This is a genomic window from Halpernia sp. GG3 (assembly GCF_052976925.2).
The window spans coordinates 358612-377610 of record NZ_JBRIIR020000010.1 but is presented as its reverse complement, the minus strand read 5'-3'; the positions used below and the strand labels follow the sequence as shown (position 1 = coordinate 377610).

Here is an 18999-nt window from a genome sequence, read left to right as displayed (position 1 = left end):
CAAAAAAATAATCGGTTAAAGACCAATTAGAAACTAAAGATAAAACATTCATGACGAAGAAAATCATGATGAATTTAGCATCTGACCATTAAAAACTAATATAAATAAAATGAAATATAAAAGAATTTTACTGAAACTGAGTGGCGAAGCTTTAATGGGAAATCGGCAGTATGGCATAGACAATGACCGTTTAGTAGAATACGCCCTGGAAATTAAACAAGCCATCGATGCAGGATGCCAAGTTGCAATAGTTATTGGAGGCGGAAATATTTTTCGTGGTTTAGCAGGCGCTGCAAAAGGAATGGATAGAGTACAAGGCGATTATATGGGAATGCTTGCTACAGTTATTAATGGAATGGCTTTGCAAGGCGCTTTAGAGGATGCAGGAATTTATACCAGATTACAATCTGCCATTGAAATGGATAAAATTGCCGAACCCTTTATCAAAAGAAAAGCCACAAGACATTTAGAAAAAGGAAGAGTTGTTATTTTTGGTGCAGGAACCGGGAATCCATATTTTACAACAGATACGGCGGCAACTTTAAGAGCAATCGAAATTGATGCAGATGTTATTTTAAAAGGAACCCGCGTTGATGGGATATATGACAGTGATCCGGAGAAAAATGCCGATGCTATAAAATTCAATTCACTTTCCTTTGACGAAGTTTATAAAAAGAATCTAAAAGTAATGGATATGACGGCTTTCACTTTAAGCCAGGAAAATAATCTGCCGATAATCGTTTTTGATATGAATAAAAAAGGAAATCTTTTAAAAGTCATTAATGGAGAAACTATTGGAACTTTAGTGAAAGCGTAATTTTTGTAACAATCAATTATCAACTAATTAATGTGTCAATTATCAAATTTTAAATATACAATGGAAGAATTAGATCTAATAGTAATGTCCGTAAAACAGGAAATGGACGCTGCTTTAAAACACCAAGAACACGCTTTCCAAAAAATACGTGCGGGAAGGGCTTCTACCTCAATGATTCAAGACGTGATGGTAGAATATTATGGAAGTATGACTCCCATAAACCAAGTGGCAAATTTAATGGTTCCAGATGCTATGACGATTTCCATTCAACCGTGGGATAAAAAAGCAATCGGCGCCATCGAAAAAGCAATCATTAATTCCAATTTAGGTTTTGCACCATCCAATAACGGGGATAATATTATCATTAATGTACCTCCGTTGACAGAGGACCGCCGTAAAGAATTAGCGAAAAATGCAAAAGCGGAAAATGAGCAGACAAAAGTGGTCATCCGTAATGCACGCCAGGAAGGTATGAAAGAATTAAGAAAACTGGAAGGTGTTTCTGAAGATCTTATTAAAAATGTTGAGGCAGACATCCAAGTTTTGACAGATCAATATTCCAAAAAATCTGAGGATACGCTCAAGCATAAAGAGGAAGAAATTCTAAAAGTTTAAAATAATTGTAAAGATTCAGTTTTGCTAAATCTTTTTTTTTACAATAAAAGATTACTTAATAAATTTTAATACTAATAAAATAATTTAAATTTGACCAATAAATAAATATTATGATTAAGAAAATATTGCTTTCAACTATTCTTTGCGGAATGTTTTTTAGTTCTGGTGCCCAACAAACGAAACAATCGGCGGTTTTAGCTGGCGGAAAAACCATTCATATTGTAGGAAATCTGCCTAAAAAAGGGGATAAGGCACCTGATTTTAGTTTAACGGATAATAGCATGATGCAGAAATCGCTAACTGATTTTAAAGGTAAATATGTATTGTTAAATATTTTTCCAAGTGTTGATACGGGTGTTTGTTCTGCGTCTGTGCGTCATTTTAATGAAGATGCAGCTAAATTAACAAATACAACAGTTTTGTGTATTTCAAAAGATTTACCCTTTGCTCAAAAAAGATTTTGTGGAGCAGAAGGAATTAAAAACGTAGTGATGTTGTCAGATTTTCGCTCAGATTTTGGTGAAAAATATGGAGTGAAAATAGCAGATAGCGGCATGAAAGGTTTGCTAAGCAGAGCAGTAGTTATTATAAATCCTGAAGGAAAAATAATTTACGAAGAGCAGGTTTCTGATATTGCTCATGAACCAAATTATGAGGCTGCAATTGCTGCGATCAATAGTAAACCCTAAGATTTGAACAAATTTTATGATAACAAAAAAAGATTCAGTTTGCGCTGAATCTTTTTTTTTTTCGTGTAATTTTTGCAACTCTGATTTTTTCTTCACAATTTATTTTCGATTAAAATTAATTTAAAATCTACTGATATCTTGCATGTTCCTTTTTCTTTGTAAATAAAGCGATAACTGGTTTTAACCAGAGTTTATATTTTTCAACATCGAAAACTTGAGAATCTCTCAAAGCTTTATAAGTAAGCCAAATTCCAAACGGAAATAGAACTAAATTCGGTAGCCAAGTTGCAAAATAAGGATTCATTTTGCCTGCCCAAGCCAAATTTTCAACACTTAGATTTATAACGTAAAAAATAATGAAAACAATTATAGCAATTACTACAGGCAATCCCATACCACCTTTACGAATAATAGAACCCAAACTGGCGCCAATCAGGAAAAAGATAATGCACGTAACTGAGTAGGCAAAAATTCTTTGCTGATACATTACAATTTTACTATAATATTTTACAGATGTTAATATTTCATCCTGTTTACCAATATTTACATTTTTTAAAGCTTCAATTTTTGAATAGGCAGAAAATAGTAATTCTAGCTTTTTCTGCTCTTTCATAGTATCAAATTTTAGCTGCTGGACAACTGGTTTAGTGGGTTTTATAGCGTCCACATAGTTAATGTAATTATTAGTCTGGCTAATAAATTCATCGCTGATTCCGGTAAAATTTACTTTATTATCTTTTCTATTTTGTGCTATTGATTTATTTAATTGGGAGAAGTTTTCAAAGCGGTAGTCATCCGTAATCTTTTGATCTTCGATGGCACTTTTTATTAATTCACTAATATCGAAATGAGATACCAAAGTATCAAATTTTATGGATTGATCGGGCTGTTTTAATCGCTCTTTATAATCTTTATTAGAAATTTCATCTTCATAGACATAACCGTCGTACAGCACTAATTTTAGATAATTTTTATCTTTTCCAGGAGAAAATTTTCCGCGTTTTGCGACGATAGATTGTTGGTTTTCAAAAGAATTTGCTTTCTTATGGACAAAAACACCTTGAATATCCTCTCCCTTTTCACCTATAATTTTATCAAATTTTACCTGAAAACCAGGTATCTGATCAATAAATTGTCCAGGTGTGAAGTTTAATGCAGGTTTTGTTGCCGCAATGTTATAAAACATATTTTTGGCTTTACGTTGAAAATCAGGAATGATGTTATTTGAAAATAAGAATAGTAGGATAGCAAGAAAAGTGACCGTAAAAAAAAGTGGTGCCATAATTCTGGTTAAAGAAATGCCTGCTGCTTTCATTGCTGCAAGCTCATATTGCTCACCTAACGTACCAAAAGTCATAATTGATGACAGTAGAATTGTCAGCGGTAATACTAACGTAATTACACTGACTCCCATGTAAAATAGAAGTTTTAAAATTTCAAAGTAGCTTAGGCCTTTACCTAAAAACTGACCCAGTTGAATCCATATTATATTCACAATGAAGATGAAAAACAAAACACTGAATATAAAAATAAATGGGCCGAAGAAAGTTTTAATGATATACCAATCCAGTTTTTTAAACATGCGTCAAATTTAAACAAAAAGCCTCAAAGTTTTACTTCGGGGCTTAATTTTTAACAGAATTTAATAGCGTTTAAAGTTCTGTAATAATATAATTTTTGTAGTTATTTTTATTAAAAGAAAAGAGATCGGGAGACAGTTTCTGGTTTTCTTTATAATCTGAGATAGCGATTACAGAAATAGTGTTGTCTTTTGAAAACTGTTCAATTTTCACCAACTGATTTTTCGCGTAATTTACATACAGGTACACGTATTTTAAACCATTATTTTTAATCGGGGTCAACTGAATTCTTTCCGCGTTGACACCATTTACACTTATTTTCCCAAGATATTTTACGTTGTAGTCTTTGCTGTAAGAATCTAAATAATTTAAAGGTGAAAACATTGCCTCACTCCCATTTGGCTTGGCAATAGTCACTTCATGTTGTTCAGCGCTGATATTGTATATTTTATTACCATCAAATATCTGTTCAGATCCCATTATTTTTAGCTTATATTTATCATTAGAACTGTAAAAAATTCCAGGTTCAGTTTTGGTGATTTTTCCGCTGCCAGATCCGTAGATAAATTTAAAATAGGAATTACTGTTTGCTTTGTAATTTTTAGTTACGGCATCTAAAATTGTTTTAGATTTTGTATCTATTCTTTGTGCTTTTGGAAAGCCAAAAAGGCAAAAAACGAATAGTGTAAAAGTGATTTTTTTTAGAAATTTCATATATTTTATTTTCATAATTTAGATAAGAAAAATTTGAATAAGTTAAACTACTGTTTAAATTTATTTTTTTTCAGGGTAACTAATTTCAAAAAGTATTCCAAGAATTTTAATTAAATTTTTACTGAAGCAAAGTTGATTTTATTCCGGCAAATATAAGGCTATGTAAATAAATCAATACATAAATGTTCCTCAGAGTATCATCAAGTATAAGGATTTTCAAAATATTTACTATTTTTTAGATAATTTTAGAATGTAGTACAATGTATTAATAAATTTAAATTAAAATTCAAATATTTTTACAAAATAAGCAATAGTTAGACTTAAAATATCTCTACATTTGGTTAAAATTAATCAGAACCCATGAAAAAAATTATTATCCCCGTGATTTTATGTGCGTCAATATTTACATTTGCGCAAGAAAGTACTAAAGCAAATGATTCAATTACTTCAAAAAAAATTGATGAGATAACACTTACTGGAAGCAGAAATAAAAAAAGAACGGTCATCGACTCACCGGTTCCGGTGGATGTGATTGACGTGAAACAGATCAGCCGTGCAACGGGTCAAGTAGAAGTGAATCAACTTTTACAGTTTTCTGCTCCTTCTTTTAATTCTAACAAGCAATCGGGTTCAGATGGTGCTGATTCTGTAGATCCAGCGACTTTGCGAGGTTTAGGACCAGACCAAACGTTGGTATTATTAAATGGTAAAAGGTACCACCAGTCTTCACTGGTCAATTTATTTGGTACTAAGGGGCGTGGCAATACCGGTACTGACATGAATACAATTCCTGTAGACGGTATAAAAAGGATTGAAGTTTTACGAGACGGTGCTGCTGCTCAGTATGGTTCTGATGCTATTGCCGGTGTTATAAATGTAATTTTAAATGACAGGAATAAAGGGTTTGAAGCTAAAGCATTTTATGGTTTAAATTTATTTAGAAGTCCAAAAGGTGGAAATGATATAGTTTCTGATAAAAAACTGGATGGATTAACATTTGACTTTAGTGGAAATTACGGTGCAAAATTGGGTAATAAAGGTGGTTTTATAAATGTAACAGGTGAAATTGTAAACAAAGGTTTTGCCATTAGAAATGCAAATCCAGATCTGTATCAGGCGCCACGACAAAGATTCGGTGATGCAAAATCCAATAATCTCTATTTATTTTACAATGCAGAAGTACCACTTTCTGAGCAAACTAAGTTTTATTCTTTTGGCGGTTATTCTTTTAGAGACACCCATTCTTATGCCTGGACGAGAAGTCCGGATGCCGATGGAAATGTTCCAGCAATTTTCCCTAACGGTTTTAATCCGATTGAACACACTAAAATCAACGATTTTAATTTCAATAATGGATTAAAATTTAAATTGGCAGATTTTGATGTTGATCTTTATAATTCCTTGGGAAATAATCAATTCTTGTATAATATTGAAAATACTGTAAATGCGACCCTTGGCGCAAAATCTAAAACAATTTTTGATGCTGGCGGGCATTCATTATTACAAAATACCACAGGTTTTAATGCGACAAAAGCGTACAGTGTTTTACATGGATTAAATGTGGCTTTTGGATCAGAATTTAGATTTGAACAGTTTAAAATTTATAAAGGGGAGGAGCAATCTTATGCTGCTTATGATGTTAATGGAAATATAGTAACACCAAATACTTCCGCAAATTTACTGGTTACAAACCCTTCCTCGGGAAATGTGAGACCGGCTGGTTCGCAAGGTTTTCCGGGATATTCTATGGGTGTAAAACAAAATAGAAATAATTTTGCAGGTTATGTGGACACTGAATTGGATGTTACCAAAAATTGGATGGTTTCTGCCGCTGCGAGATATGAAAATTACAGTGATTTTGGTTCTACATTAAATGGAAAATTTGCCACACGTTATAAAATCTCTAGTCAGTTTGCTTTCAGAGGGTCAATTTCTACAGGATTTAGAGCGCCTTCTTTAGTTCAAAAATACTATGGTTTAAACTTTACAAATTTCCAGGGCGGAAAGTTGGTTACCATTCAATTAGCATCTAATAACAGTGCTTTAGCAAAAGCAGCTGGAATACCTCTGTTGAAACAGGAAAAATCCGTAAACGGTGGTGCTGGATTTACATTTAATTCTCATAAATTTACAGCAACTGTTGATGGTTATTACGTTAAAGTAAAAGATAGAATTGTTCTTACCGGAAATTTTGATCAAAGTGACAGTCAAATTGGACAAGATTTAGTTAATGCAAAAGTGGATCAGGCACAATTTTTTGCTAACGCAATTGACACCAAAACTTTAGGTTTGGATGTGATTTTAACTTATAATGAAAATATCGGAAGGGGAAAATTAACGGCCAGTTTTGCCGCTAATTTAAATGATATGCAGATTACTTCGGTTCATACACCTACCAATTTAAAGGGTAAAGAAGATGTCTTTTTAAGTGCCAGAGAACGGGCGTTTATTTTGGCTTCAGCCCCTAAAAATAAATTTAACTTGAGTTTAAATTATAAAATTGAAAAATTTAACGTGAACCTACAAGAGGTTAGATTTGACAATGTGACTTTGATTGGGTATAACGGTCCAACTGATTATCAAAAATATGAGGTTAGATACACCACAGATCTATCTTTTGGTTACGATTTTACGAAAAGTTTCAACTTTACTTTGGGCATGAAAAATTTATTTAATCAATATCCAAGTTTACAAAAAGATGCTGTTTCAAATGGTAATACTGAATCCGGCGGTATTTTTGATCCCGTTCAAATGGGTTTCTCAGGCCGACAAATTTTTACGAGAGTAAATTATACTTTTTAAAAAAGTTCGCTCTTTTAAAAGTAAAAAGACCATTGTTATTAATGGTCTTTTTTGTTTGAGTTTTCTAAATTATAAATTCTATTTTCGCAATTCCTGCAAAAAATTATCCAAAGAATGCAGATCAGAAATCTGAACTTCTCTTGCTTTTGCACCATTAAATCCGCCCACAATTCCGCAGGCTTCTAATTGGTCCATAATTCTTCCCGCGCGGTTATAACCGAGTTTTAATTGCCGTTGCAACATAGAAGTTGAACCTTGTTGCGTAGAAACGACAATTCTCGCAGCATCTTCAAAAAGCGCGTCTTTTTCGTTAGGATCAAAAGCACCGACCGTAGAAATTGTTTCATCTGCAGAATATTCCGGTAGCATATATGCACTTGCATAGCCTTTTTGCTCGCCGATAAAATCTGCCAGTCTTTCAACTTCTGGCGTATCTACAAAAGCACATTGTAATCGTAAAATTTCATTTCCGTTAAAATAAAGCATGTCGCCTTTTCCAATCAATTGATCGGCGCCCGGTGAATCTAAAATTGTTCGTGAGTCAACACTTGAAATCACACGGAAAGCAGCTCTAGCAGGAAAATTAGCCTTTATCATTCCTGTAATTACATTTACAGAAGGTCTTTGTGTTGCCACGATTAAATGAATTCCCACAGCTCTGGCAAGTTGCGCTAAGCGTGCAATTGGTTGTTCCACTTCTTTGCCCGCGGTCATAATTAAATCTGCAAATTCGTCTACGACCAAAACAATGTAAGGCAAATAGCGGTGTCCATTTTCGGGATTTAATTTTCGCTGAGAAAATTTTTGATTGTATTCTTTTAGATTTTTACAGAAAGCATTTTTTAATAGATCATATCGCTGATCCATTTCAATACACAACGAATTTAATGTGTTGATAACCTTGTGTGTGTCGGTAATGATTGCATCTTCTCCATCAGGCAGTTTGGCTAAATAATGGCGTTCAATTTTAGAATAAAGAGACAATTCCACTTTTTTTGGATCAACCATCACGAATTTTAATTCACTCGGATGTTTTTTAAATAAAAGTGAGGTTAAAATCGCGTTAATTCCGACAGATTTTCCCTGTCCAGTTGCGCCTGCCATGAGTAAATGCGGCATTTTAGCTAAATCTGCGATGAAGACTTCGTTCGAAATGGTTTTACCAAAAACAACAGGTAAGTCCATGTCAGTATTCTGGAATTTTGCAGAAGAAATAACCGATCGCATAGAAACCATGGTCGGATTTTTGCGTGGTACTTCAATTCCAATAGTTCCTTTTCCGGGCATCGGTGCGATAATTCTAATTCCCAAAGCTGAAAGATTTAAAGCAATATCATCCTGTAATTTTTTTACTGCAGAAACGCGAATTCCGGCTTCGGGAACGATTTCATATAAAGTAACTGTTGGTCCAATTGTCGCTTTAATTTCCGCAATTCCGACATTAAAAGTCTTTAGTAAACCAACGATTTTATTTTTATTTTCTTCTAATTCTTCTTGGTTAACGTGAATTTCTTCGGGTCCATAATCTTTCAATAGATCAATAGTCGGCATATGAAATTTAGCCAATTCCAAACGGTGGTCGTATTCACCATGTTTTTGAACAAGATCCTGTGCTTTTTGATCGTATTCATTTAGATCTTCTTTCGGAACTTCAACTTCAAATTTAAAATTATCTTTAGGTTCAGGTATATTTTCTTTTTCAAAAGTCTCAGGCTCAGAACGAAATGAAGTTTGATTCGGCGTTTTTATGGGTTCAATATCGCTTGTGACATTTAGATTTAAAGTTGTTTCTAAAGATGAATTATGATATAAATTTTCTATTTCTACCGCTGAATTTTCTACCATCTCAGAATCCAGTTCTTCATCAGCATCGAATTTTTGTGCTGAATTTGGCATCATGCTTTTCACTCGACCTAAAGTATTGTCATTTAAATCATTAAGTTTAGATTTTACATTAGAAGCATTAAGATTAAATTCTAAAATAAAATAAAGTCCGATACTTACTAAAAGTACCATCCATAAACCAAAAATCCCGATAATTGAATTTAAAAAATCCATTATTTGGAAGCCATATACGCCACTTAAAACACCGGTTCCCCGAGTAACTGCACCCATGAAAATTGGAAGCCAGCAAATAAAAAAGAGGGAATGTCCAAAAGTTTTCCACGGCTTAAAATAATTTTTCTTCATCACTAAAAGACCTGTCACTAAAAAGAGAAAAGCCACGATGAAAGCTGCAATTCCCAAACTTTCAAAAATGAAAAAATTACCCAGCCAGTCGCCAATTTTACCAAAAATATTGTCAGACTTTATGGTTTTATCTAACAAAGTTCCAGCTTGACTTTGGTCACTTTTCCATTTCATTAAATAAGAAATAAATGAAAAAGTGAGCACAACTGAGGTAATCACGAAAAAAACTCCGAATATAATCCGTGGTTTTGAAAGGATCTTGGATGATTGTAAATTATTTTGGGCGGTGATTTTAGTTTTTTTTTCCATAATGCAAGTAGGGCAAATTTAATATTTTTTACTGAAAATCATTAAATTATCTGATTAATATCAACCTTATAATATCTAAATTATTAGTCTATCTAAATTATCATCCTTATTTTTGTTGTTTATTACTCATCTTATGAATAAAATCCAGAGCATTCTGATTTCAACCAGAACAATGGCGGTTCTTTTATTATTTTACGCCTTCTCAATGGCATATGCCACATTTCTAGAAAACGATTACGGAACGCCTGCCGCGAAGGCTTTAATATATGAAGCAAAGTGGTTTGAAATAATAATGGTTTTGCTTATTTTAAATTTTATTGGCAACATGTTCCGATACAGGCTTTTTCGTCGGGATAAGTGGTCGGTGTTAGGCTTTCACCTGGCTTTTGTGTTTATTTTTATTGGTGGTGCTTTGACAAGATATGTAAGTTTTGAAGGGCAAATGCACATCCGTGAAGGCGCAACAAGTAATGAAATTGTGACAGATAAAAACTTTTTCAAAATTCAGATTGGTGAACTTGGTGATGATTTAAGTTATCCTGAGATTCCATTTATGATGACGCCGGACAAATTAAGAGAAAACTCATTAATAGGCAAAATTTTTCCTAATAAATTTAGTGCAAAATACGAGTATAAGGGAAAACATGTTACTATAAATCAGCTGTCTTACATCCAAAGAAAAAAAGACAGCTTGGTGATTTCTCCAACAGGTGATACTTACCTTCATATCGTAACTGCGGGCGATACGGGCCGACAAAACTTATACATAAAACCAGGTGAAGCGCAAAGTCTGAATGGCACTCTGGTAACTTATAACCGAACTATAGACGGAGCCATAGAATTTAATGACACGAGCGGAACAATGCTTATTAAAACGCCGGAAGACGCGGCTTTTATGACCATGCTAACTAAGAAAACGGGTTCTACAAAGAAGAATGAATTTCAGCCCTTGGTTTTAAGGAGTTTGTATACCATAAAAGATCTAAAATTAGTAATTCCTGAACCTGTAAGAAAAGGAAAGTTAATTTTCTTGGAAGGTGACAAAATGAAAGATAAAAACCTGAATGATATTTTGAGTGTTGAGGTTCAAGGTCCAAAAACAAAACAAATTGTTAATCTTTCTGTAGAAAAAGGAAATCCAAATGCGTACAAACAAATTACCATCGATGGTTTGAATATTATTTTAGGTTATGGACCAAAAATTTATACTACACCATTTGCTTTAAAGCTGGATAAATTTGTGATGGAAACCTATCCCGGCAGTGCTTCACCTTCGGCTTATGAATCGCACGTTCAGATTGTAGACAAAGGAAAATCTACACCTTATAAAATTTATATGAATCATGTTTTAAATAATGATGGTTACCGATTTTATCAATCCAGTTTTGATCCGGATAGAAAGGGAACGATACTTTCTGCAAACCATGATTTTTGGGGTACGCAGGTGACTTATTTTGGTTACAATCTTTTGTTCCTTAGTTTGTTTTTAACCTTGTTCTGGAAAGGAACTCATTTTTGGAAATTGCATAAAAATCTTAAAGCTGTGAAAAGAAAAAAGATGACAATGTTACTTTTATTACTTTTTTCTTTTGGTATGAATGCGCAAGAAATTGCAACACATTCTACAACTGACGGAAGTACTGAACACGTTCACGCGGCAGGCGACGGACATAATCACGAGGACGCGGGCTTAATAACTTCACAAAATCCTGAGAATCAAAAACCAACTGTTGGACCATTAAAAACCGCACAGGTAATTTCGCCTGACGCAATTATTTCTAAAAATCACATTGACAAAGCGCACGCTGTAAAATTTGGTTATTTATTGGTTCAAAATTATGAGGGTAGAATCGTGCCGATGAATACTCAGGCATTAGACGTTTTAAGAAAATTATATAAAAAAGACGAATTTACCGGTTCGGATGGAAAATCTTTGACAGCCAATCAATGGTTTCTCTCAATAAATACAGATACACCAAGCTGGACAATGGTTCCGATGATTAAAGTCGGTCCAAAAGGTGGTGAGTTACTAAAGAAGAAAACCAAAGCAAATGAGGATGGTTACACGACATTAATGTCTATGTTTCCTGCAGATAGTGCCGGAAATCTACACTATGTTTTAGAAGAAGATTATAATGCAGCATTTAGAAAAAAGCCGGGAGATCAAACCAATTATGACAAAGAAGTAATTGCGGTAAATGATCGTGTTCAGGTATTTAATGAATTTTTTAGCGGACAGTTTATGCGAATTGTTCCAGTTCAAAATGATCCAAATAATACTTGGCATTCTTGGTTGGACAAAAATATGGAACCCGATGAAACTTCCCAGAAAGTAATGGGTCCATATTTCTCAGAAGTACTTTCTGCAGAACAAACAGGCGACTGGAGTAAAGCAGATTCAGAATTAAAAAAATTATCAGATTACCAGCAATTATGGGGTAAAAATGTAGTGCCTTCTGCATCAAAAGTGAAGCTGGAAGTTTTTTTGAATAAAGTAAATCTCAATTTCAAACTGCTGATTTTTTATTCTATTATTGGAAGTTTGTTACTGCTTTTAGGCTTTGTCGAATTGTTTAAACCAAATAAAATTTTAAATAAGGTCATTAAAGCGATCATTTATTTGGGGGTTGTAGGATATATTTTACACTTTTTAGGTTTAATAGCCCGATGGTACATTTCGGGTCATGCACCTTGGAGTAATGGCTATGAAGCTATTATATTTATTTCGTGGGTCGGAATTACGGTTGGTCTGGTTTTCTATTTTGGATTAGGAAGACCGAATCTGAAAGAAATAAGTGCTGCAAATTCTGCTAAGTTGGTCACTACAACCAATGTTTCTAATGCACTTATTCCAGCAGCAGGATTCTTAGTAGCCGTTATTATGATGGGATTTGCGCATGGCGGTTCGGCTTTAGATCCACAAATCACGCCGCTTGTTCCAGTTTTAAAATCTTACTGGCTCATTATCCACGTGGCAATTATTACCTCAAGTTATGGCTTTTTTGCTTTGTCTATGATCATTGCGGTAATTACGCTTGTATTTTATATTATCGCAAACAAAAAACTTTATCATTTTCACCATGATACAACTTTAAAAGAATTAACGATCGTTTCAGAAATGTCTCTTACAATTGGACTTTTTGCTTTAACTGTTGGTAATTTCTTAGGGGGAATTTGGGCAAATGAATCGTGGGGAAGATATTGGAGCTGGGATCCAAAAGAAACTTGGGCATTTATTTCAATTATGGTTTACGCTTTCGTTTTGCACATGAGATTAGTTCCTGGTTTACGAAGCAGATGGGCATTTCACGTGGCTGCAATGTTTGCATTTTGTTCCATGGTCATGACTTATTTTGGGGTAAATTATTATCTTTCCGGACTGCATTCTTACGCAACTGGAGATCCAATTCCGGTGCCATTATGGGTTTATCTTGGTTTGGCATTCATGCTGTCTTTGGCAATTGCTTCTTACATAAAATTTAGATATTTAAAAAGGTCTTAATAAGAAAATCCTGAAATTAATTTTCAGGATTTTTTTTTGAAGCAACGTATTTTCGCATTTAATGATAACCTGTCCCGTGTTACGCTGTATCTTTTTCGGCGCTCGCTTCGCTCGCGCCAAAAAAGGATGCCGCTTCACTCGCGGCTAAAATAACTAATTAGTTATTTTTTCACTGGACAAAAATAAAAGTACGGTGTTCGCATTTGAATTTAAAACGGGAACTTTTAGTAAAATAAATTGAAAAGTTTAATTATAAAATCCTGATATTAATTTCTTAAATTCGCTTTATCATAAATTAAAATGAACGAAAATATTTTAGGGCTAATTGCAGGCGGAATTACTTCAGTTGCTATGTTGCCTCAATTGATTAAAGTTTTAAAAGAAAAAGATGTTGACGATTTATCATTGGCGATGATTTGTACTTTGGTGGCTGGACTTTCCCTTTGGGTCTGGTACGGAATCTTAAAGGATGAATTACCAATTATCCTCTCAAATGCATTTGCAGTTTTGGTAAATATCTGTCTATTAGTTTCTTATTTTATTTATCGAAAAAAATAATCGAATTTGTGGTTATGAAATGTAATATTCAATTTTATAACGTGTTAATTTTCAGTCATTAAAAAACTAAAGAACGTTTTTAAAGTATGAAATAGCTGATTTATAATCTTAAAAAAAAAACTATCTTTGCAACTAATTATTTATAATTTTTAAATGGACCCCGACAGTTTCGTCAAGATCTTAATAGCCATTCTTCTAGTTCTGTTAAATGGTTTCTTCGTTGCAGCAGAATTCTCAATAGTAAAAGTTCGATATTCCCAAATTCAGCTGAAAGCAGCTGAGGGAAATAAAATGGCAAAACAGGCAGAAAAAATTATTAAAAATCTGGATGCTTATCTTTCTGCGACACAATTGGGTATCACGTTGGCTTCTTTGGCTTTAGGTTGGGTTGGTGAAAGCGCTTTACACGATATTTTTCTAAGCCTTTTTCATATTTTTAACATTAATTTAGCGGAAACGACTATCACGACAGTTTCTGTGATCTGTAGTTTCTTAATTATTACTATAATGCACATTGTTTTTGGAGAATTAGTTCCGAAATCAATCGCCATCCGTAAATCTGAATCCACTACTTTTTTCATTGCGGCGCCGTTGCGGATTTTCTATAATGTTTTCCGTCCTTTTATTTGGTTGATGAATTCCTTATCTAATTTCTTTTTGAGATTAATGAATATTCATCCTGCCTCAGAACAGGAAATTCATTCTACAGAAGAGTTGCAGTTACTGGTAAAACAGTCAGCTGCGGGCGGTGAAATTGAAGAAGAAAATTACGAAATCATTAAAAATGCTTTTGATTTTACAGACCACTCTGCAAAACAGATTATGGTAGCACGTCAGAATATCTTAAGTATTGATTTTGATGATACTTTGGAAGAAATTATGGAAACTATTATGTCAAGTGGTTATTCCAGAATGCCTGTTTATGAAAATTCGATTGATAATATTATCGGTATTTTTTATACCAAAGAAATCATTCGTGAGTTTGTAAAACGTAAAGGCGAATTATCACATGATGATCTAAGAGGTTTAATGCGTGAAGCTTTTTTCGTTGTTGGAAGTAAAAAGATCTCAGACTTGCTCAAAATTTTCCAGCAAAAAAAACAACATCTAGCCATTATCATTGATGAATTTGGTGGCACTGAAGGTATTATAACTTTAGAAGATATTTTAGAAGAATTGGTAGGAGAAATTCAGGATGAAGAAGATGATGAAGAAACAATTGTTGATAAAGTTGGTGATAATGTTTATTGGATTCAGGCGACACAGCCGTTAGAAGAAATTAATGATTATTTACCGAAAGAACTTCCAGAAGAGGGTGATTTTAATACTTTGTCGGGATTTATTATGCATTATTTAAGTGATATTCCGGAAGAAAATCAAGAATTTGATATTGAAGATTATCATTTTAAAATTCTAAAAATGAAAAATATGAGTGTTGAATTGGTGGAATTAATTTATGAACCCAGAGCTGAAGCAGAAGTTTCACTGGAAGATATTAATACAAATATTTAGCAATGCATTTGTCTTATTTTAATATTAAAGATTACGAAAATCCAAAACGTCAGTATGACGAGGATGTTGCGGTTTTGGAAGAATCTGATTTCGAAAATAAACTCGTGGTTTACAATGACGATGTTAATACTTTCGATTTTGTAATTTCTTGCTTGGTAGAAATTTGTGGGCATACATTGGAACAAGCCGAGCAATGCACGATGCTTATTCATTATAAAGGGAAATGTCGCGTAAAGACAGGTAGTTTGGAAGTTTTGAAACCAATGCACGAAAAACTTCTAAGCCGAAGTTTGACAAGCGAAATCGAGTAGTTTGAGACATGGATGAATGCTTCAAAAAATTGATGGCATCATAATTGAAAATAATATTTAAATAAATTAAAATTAAATATTATGAAAAAAATAATTGCACTCTTCGTTCTTATCGGAACTTTCACTTTTGCAACCGCGCAGTCAAATTATTATAATGATTATCAAAGCAGCATAAATAATGTTAATTGGCAAACGCTCGCAACAGAGCTACTTTTAAACTCTCAGCAGACCAATCAATTAGTAAATCTGAATAATAGATATCCAGATTATAATTCTTGGGACAACCATTATAGAAATAATCCAAATGCCTGGCGGACTGATCGAAATAGAGAAATTCAAAGAATTTTAGGATCCGCAAAGTATAAAAAATTTAAAAATAAAAATTATAAAGGCCAAAATCCAGTTGCTGTTTATAATAGAAACAAACATTATTATAAAAATAAAAACCAGGGTAATCGCGATGACCAGTATGATGGCGAAGAGAATGAAAATGGAAGAGGTCACGGGAAAGGTCACGATAAAGAAAAAGATTAGTATATCAAATTGCTAATTCATAAAAAAACCTGCAATAGCAGGTTTTTTTCTCTCATTTTTTTACGATAATTATAATTTTTCTGCAATGTACCGCGCAGTTTCACTCACTTTATTTTTTGTCAGATCTTCCGGTGTTCCAGCGAAAACTATTTCACCACCATATTTTCCTGCGCCTGGACCGATGTCAATTATATAATCTGCCGATTTTATAATGTCAGGTTGATGCTCGATGACAATCACGGAATGTCCTAATTCTATTAAGGCTTGAAGCGAAGTGAGTAATTTATTAATATCGTGAAAATGCAATCCTGTAGAAGGTTCATCAAAAATAAACAAGGTTTTATCCGTCGTATTTCCTTTCACTAAAAATGAGGCTAATTTCACACGTTGTGCTTCACCGCCTGAAAGTGTGGAAGAACTTTGACCTAATTGCAAATAACCCAAACCAACATCTTGTAAAGGTTTAAGTTTAGTGACGATTTTTTTCTGCTCATTTTCTGTGAAAAATGCAATGGATTCATCAACCGTCATGTGCAAAATATCTGAAATATTTTTTTCGTCAAATTTTATATCGAGAATTTCGTCTTTAAATCTTGTGCCGTGGCAAACTTCACATTCCAATTCAATATCTGCCATAAATTGCATTGAGACGTTGATTACGCCTTCGCCTTTGCATTCATCACATCTTCCGCCATCAACGTTGAAGGAGAAATGTTTCGGTTTTAGATTCATCATCGCAGACATTTTCAGTTTAGAAAATAAATCGCGAATATCATCGTAAGCTTTTAAATATGTCACTGGATTTGAACGACTGGATTTTCCAATTGGATTTTGGTCAATCAATTCAATATTTTTTATAAGTCTTGATGGATATTCGATGGAATCATAATCACCTTTTTTGCCGGTCATTCCCAATTCAATCTGCATTCCGTTGGTTAAAACTTCTTTCATCAGCGTGGATTTTCCACTTCCTGAAACACCCGAAATTACGACTAAACTCTCAAGTGGAATATCAACATTAATATTTTTTAAATTATTTTCCCTCGCGCCTTTTATTCTAATAAATTCCTTAGATTTTCTGCGTTTTGAAGGCACTTTTATTTCCAATTCGCCCGTTAAATATTTTGAAGTTAAAGTATTTGATTTTTTAATTTCTGCATAATCACCCGCAAAAACCAATTCGCCACCTAAATAGCCGGCTTCCGGACCAATATCAATAATATAATCTGCCGCTTTCATGACGTCTTCATCATGCTCTACCACAATTACCGTGTTGCCTAAATCGCGAAGATTTTTTAAAACTTTTATTAAATTTTCGGTGTCTTTAGAATGCAAACCAATCGAAGGTTCATCTAAAATATAAATACTTCCAACTAAAGAACTTCCAAGAGAAGTGGCCAGATTAATTCTTTGAGATTCACCGCCCGAAAGCGTGTTCGAAGTTCTGTTAATCGTCAAATAGCCCAAACCAACTTTCGTCAAAAATTCTAAACGAGACGTAATTTCATAAAGTAACCTTTTAGCAATATCTGCGTCGTGTTGGTTTAATTTTAAACTTTTAACCAAAGGTAAAAGTTCGTCCAAAGGCAATTCAATAAAACTTTGAATGTTATGACCGTCAATTTTCACCCATTCTGTTTCTGGGCGCAATCTAAAACCTTCGCAAGTTGGGCAAAGTGTCTTCCCGCGGTATCTAGAAAGCATTACTCGGTACTGAATTTTGTATAGATTACCTTCCAACATTTTGAAAAAATTATCGATAGTTGGCTCATCTTTATTACCATTTCCTTTCCAAAGAAATTTTTTCTGTTCTTTAGATAATTCGAAATATGGTTTATGAATCGGGAAATCTTTATTTTTTTTAATAAAAGTGAGTTTCCATTCTTTCATAGAATCACCGCGCCAACTTGCGACAGCATCTTCGAAAATCGATAAATTTTTATTTGGCACCACTAAATCTTCATCAATCCCAATTACTTTTCCATAACCTTCGCACGTCGGACACGCGCCAAAAGGATTGTTAAAACTGAAGTAATGAACACTTGGTTCATTAAAAACAATACCGTCTAATTCAAATTTATTTGAGAATTCTTTGGTTTCAGAATTTTTTTCGTTTTTTAAATAACAATAACCGCGACCTTCATAAAAAGCCATTTGAATAGAATCTGCCAATCTTTGAAGAAAATTTTCATCCTCTTCATAAGTGAATCTATCAATAACCAAATTTATAATGGCATCTTTTTCTGGCACAAAACCAAAACTTTCCAAATCTTCAATTCCAACAACATTTCCTGCAATTTCTAAACGCGTAAAACCCGCCATTTTTAAAATTTTAAGTTGCTCTTTAAAATTTTCAACTTCAAAAATTAAGGGTGCACTTAAAGTAAAAGCCGGTTTATTTTTTGTTGCTTTTATAAAATCAATGACATCAGAAACGCTGTCTTTTTTAACTTCCGCACCGGATTCTGGCGAAAAAGTCCGACCAACTCTGGCGAAAAGTAATTTTACATAATCGTATATTTCTGTGGAAGTTCCGACCGTAGAACGTGGATTGGAAGAAATTACTTTCTGCTGAATCGCTATTGAAGGCGCCAGACCTTTAATGTCATCAATTTTTGGTTTTTCTAATTTGCCCAAAAATTGGCGTGCATATGAACTCAAACTTTCTACATAACGCCTTTGTCCTTCGGCATAAATTGTGTCAAAAGCAAGCGAAGATTTTCCGCTTCCGGAAACGCCTGTAATTACAATTAATTTATTTTTTGGGATAAGAACGTCAATATGTTTGAGATTATTGAGGTGCGCGTTCTTTACGAAAATATATTTTTTAATGTCGATTTCTTCAGTTGTCATAATAGCACAAAAT

At 33.6% G+C, this 18999-nt stretch carries 13 protein-coding genes; 9 read left to right on the top strand and 4 right to left on the bottom strand.

The features are described from left to right. Positions 1-109 precede the first annotated feature (109 nt). The 3 genes from pyrH to tpx all read left to right on the top strand — a co-directional run bounded on the left by pyrH (position 110) and on the right by tpx (position 2121). Positions 110-817: a UMP kinase gene (gene pyrH, locus ACVBED_RS06100; protein ID WP_473094678.1), complete on the top strand. Its 708-nt coding sequence runs from the start codon at positions 110-112 to the stop codon at positions 815-817. Positions 818-877: 60 nt separating this feature from the next. Continuing rightward, positions 878-1432 carry a ribosome recycling factor gene (gene frr / locus ACVBED_RS06095; protein WP_447119401.1) on the top strand — a complete coding sequence of 185 codons (555 nt, stop codon included), beginning with the start codon at positions 878-880 and terminating at the stop codon, positions 1430-1432. 110 nt (positions 1433-1542) lie between these two features. After that, positions 1543-2121, top strand: a complete 579-nt coding sequence (tpx, locus tag ACVBED_RS06090) for a thiol peroxidase (protein ID WP_473094677.1) — start codon at positions 1543-1545, stop codon at positions 2119-2121. Positions 2122-2248: 127 nt separating this feature from the next. Here the strand turns inward: tpx and ACVBED_RS06085 are convergent, their stop codons facing one another. Both ACVBED_RS06085 and lolA1 read right to left on the bottom strand, forming a co-directional pair. Then, the gene (locus tag ACVBED_RS06085; protein ID WP_447119397.1) at positions 2249-3703 is read right to left on the bottom strand and encodes an LptF/LptG family permease; all 1455 of its coding nucleotides are present in this window, start codon (positions 3701-3703) and stop codon (positions 2249-2251) included. A gap of 70 nt (positions 3704-3773) precedes the next feature. After that, positions 3774-4415 carry an outer membrane lipoprotein periplasmic chaperone LolA1 gene (lolA1, locus tag ACVBED_RS06080; RefSeq protein ID WP_447119395.1) on the bottom strand — a complete coding sequence of 214 codons (642 nt, stop codon included), beginning with the start codon at positions 4413-4415 and terminating at the stop codon, positions 3774-3776. 360 nt (positions 4416-4775) lie between these two features. Here lolA1 and ACVBED_RS06075 point away from each other — a divergent pair, with 360 nt between their 5' ends. Next, a complete protein-coding gene (locus ACVBED_RS06075) occupies positions 4776-7217 on the top strand; it encodes a TonB-dependent receptor plug domain-containing protein (protein WP_447119393.1) in 2442 nt (813 codons plus the stop codon). Positions 7218-7295: 78 nt separating this feature from the next. Here the strand turns inward: ACVBED_RS06075 and ACVBED_RS06070 are convergent, their stop codons facing one another. Next, complete coding sequence (locus ACVBED_RS06070; RefSeq protein WP_447119391.1) at positions 7296-9716, bottom strand: FtsK/SpoIIIE family DNA translocase; 2421 nt, start codon at positions 9714-9716, stop codon at positions 7296-7298. 133 nt (positions 9717-9849) lie between these two features. On the opposite strand from ACVBED_RS06070, the gene ACVBED_RS06065 reads away from it, so the two are divergent. The 5 genes from ACVBED_RS06065 (at position 9850) to ACVBED_RS06045 (ending at position 16133) form a co-directional block, all read left to right on the top strand. Beyond that, the gene (locus tag ACVBED_RS06065) at positions 9850-13218 is read left to right on the top strand and encodes a cytochrome c biogenesis protein (RefSeq protein ID WP_447119389.1); all 3369 of its coding nucleotides are present in this window, start codon (positions 9850-9852) and stop codon (positions 13216-13218) included. A gap of 300 nt (positions 13219-13518) precedes the next feature. Further along, positions 13519-13776: a SemiSWEET transporter gene (locus ACVBED_RS06060; protein WP_447119387.1), complete on the top strand. Its 258-nt coding sequence runs from the start codon at positions 13519-13521 to the stop codon at positions 13774-13776. A gap of 153 nt (positions 13777-13929) precedes the next feature. After that, on the top strand, positions 13930-15288 hold the full coding sequence (locus tag ACVBED_RS06055; protein WP_447119385.1) for a hemolysin family protein: 1359 nt from the start codon (positions 13930-13932) through the stop codon (positions 15286-15288). Positions 15289-15290: 2 nt separating this feature from the next. Next, positions 15291-15599 (top strand): ATP-dependent Clp protease adaptor ClpS, encoded by a 309-nt coding sequence (locus ACVBED_RS06050; protein ID WP_447119384.1) that lies wholly within the window; start codon positions 15291-15293, stop codon positions 15597-15599. A gap of 81 nt (positions 15600-15680) precedes the next feature. Beyond that, on the top strand, positions 15681-16133 hold the full coding sequence (locus ACVBED_RS06045) for a hypothetical protein (protein ID WP_447119382.1): 453 nt from the start codon (positions 15681-15683) through the stop codon (positions 16131-16133). 69 nt (positions 16134-16202) lie between these two features. On the opposite strand, the gene uvrA is transcribed toward ACVBED_RS06045, so the two are convergent. Beyond that, entirely contained in the window at positions 16203-18986 is a 2784-nt protein-coding gene (gene uvrA, locus ACVBED_RS06040) for an excinuclease ABC subunit UvrA (protein ID WP_447119380.1), read from the bottom strand. Positions 18987-18999 lie beyond the last annotated feature (13 nt).

Coding starts and splice junctions, on each gene's coding strand:
- ACVBED_RS06050 (WP_447119384.1), top strand. CDS start 15,291: ATGCATTTGTCTTATTTTAATATTAAAGATTACGAAAATCCAAAACGT.
- ACVBED_RS06060 (WP_447119387.1), top strand. CDS start 13,519: ATGAACGAAAATATTTTAGGGCTAATTGCAGGCGGAATTACTTCAGTT.
- tpx (WP_473094677.1), top strand. CDS start 1,543: ATGATTAAGAAAATATTGCTTTCAACTATTCTTTGCGGAATGTTTTTT.
- ACVBED_RS06055 (WP_447119385.1), top strand. CDS start 13,930: ATGGACCCCGACAGTTTCGTCAAGATCTTAATAGCCATTCTTCTAGTT.
- pyrH (WP_473094678.1), top strand. CDS start 110: ATGAAATATAAAAGAATTTTACTGAAACTGAGTGGCGAAGCTTTAATG.
- ACVBED_RS06045 (WP_447119382.1), top strand. CDS start 15,681: ATGAAAAAAATAATTGCACTCTTCGTTCTTATCGGAACTTTCACTTTT.
- ACVBED_RS06075 (WP_447119393.1), top strand. CDS start 4,776: ATGAAAAAAATTATTATCCCCGTGATTTTATGTGCGTCAATATTTACA.
- frr (WP_447119401.1), top strand. CDS start 878: ATGGAAGAATTAGATCTAATAGTAATGTCCGTAAAACAGGAAATGGAC.
- ACVBED_RS06085 (WP_447119397.1), bottom strand. CDS start 3,703: ATGTTTAAAAAACTGGATTGGTATATCATTAAAACTTTCTTCGGCCCA.
- ACVBED_RS06065 (WP_447119389.1), top strand. CDS start 9,850: ATGAATAAAATCCAGAGCATTCTGATTTCAACCAGAACAATGGCGGTT.
- ACVBED_RS06070 (WP_447119391.1), bottom strand. CDS start 9,716: ATGGAAAAAAAAACTAAAATCACCGCCCAAAATAATTTACAATCATCC.
- uvrA (WP_447119380.1), bottom strand. CDS start 18,986: ATGACAACTGAAGAAATCGACATTAAAAAATATATTTTCGTAAAGAAC.
- lolA1 (WP_447119395.1), bottom strand. CDS start 4,415: ATGAAATTTCTAAAAAAAATCACTTTTACACTATTCGTTTTTTGCCTT.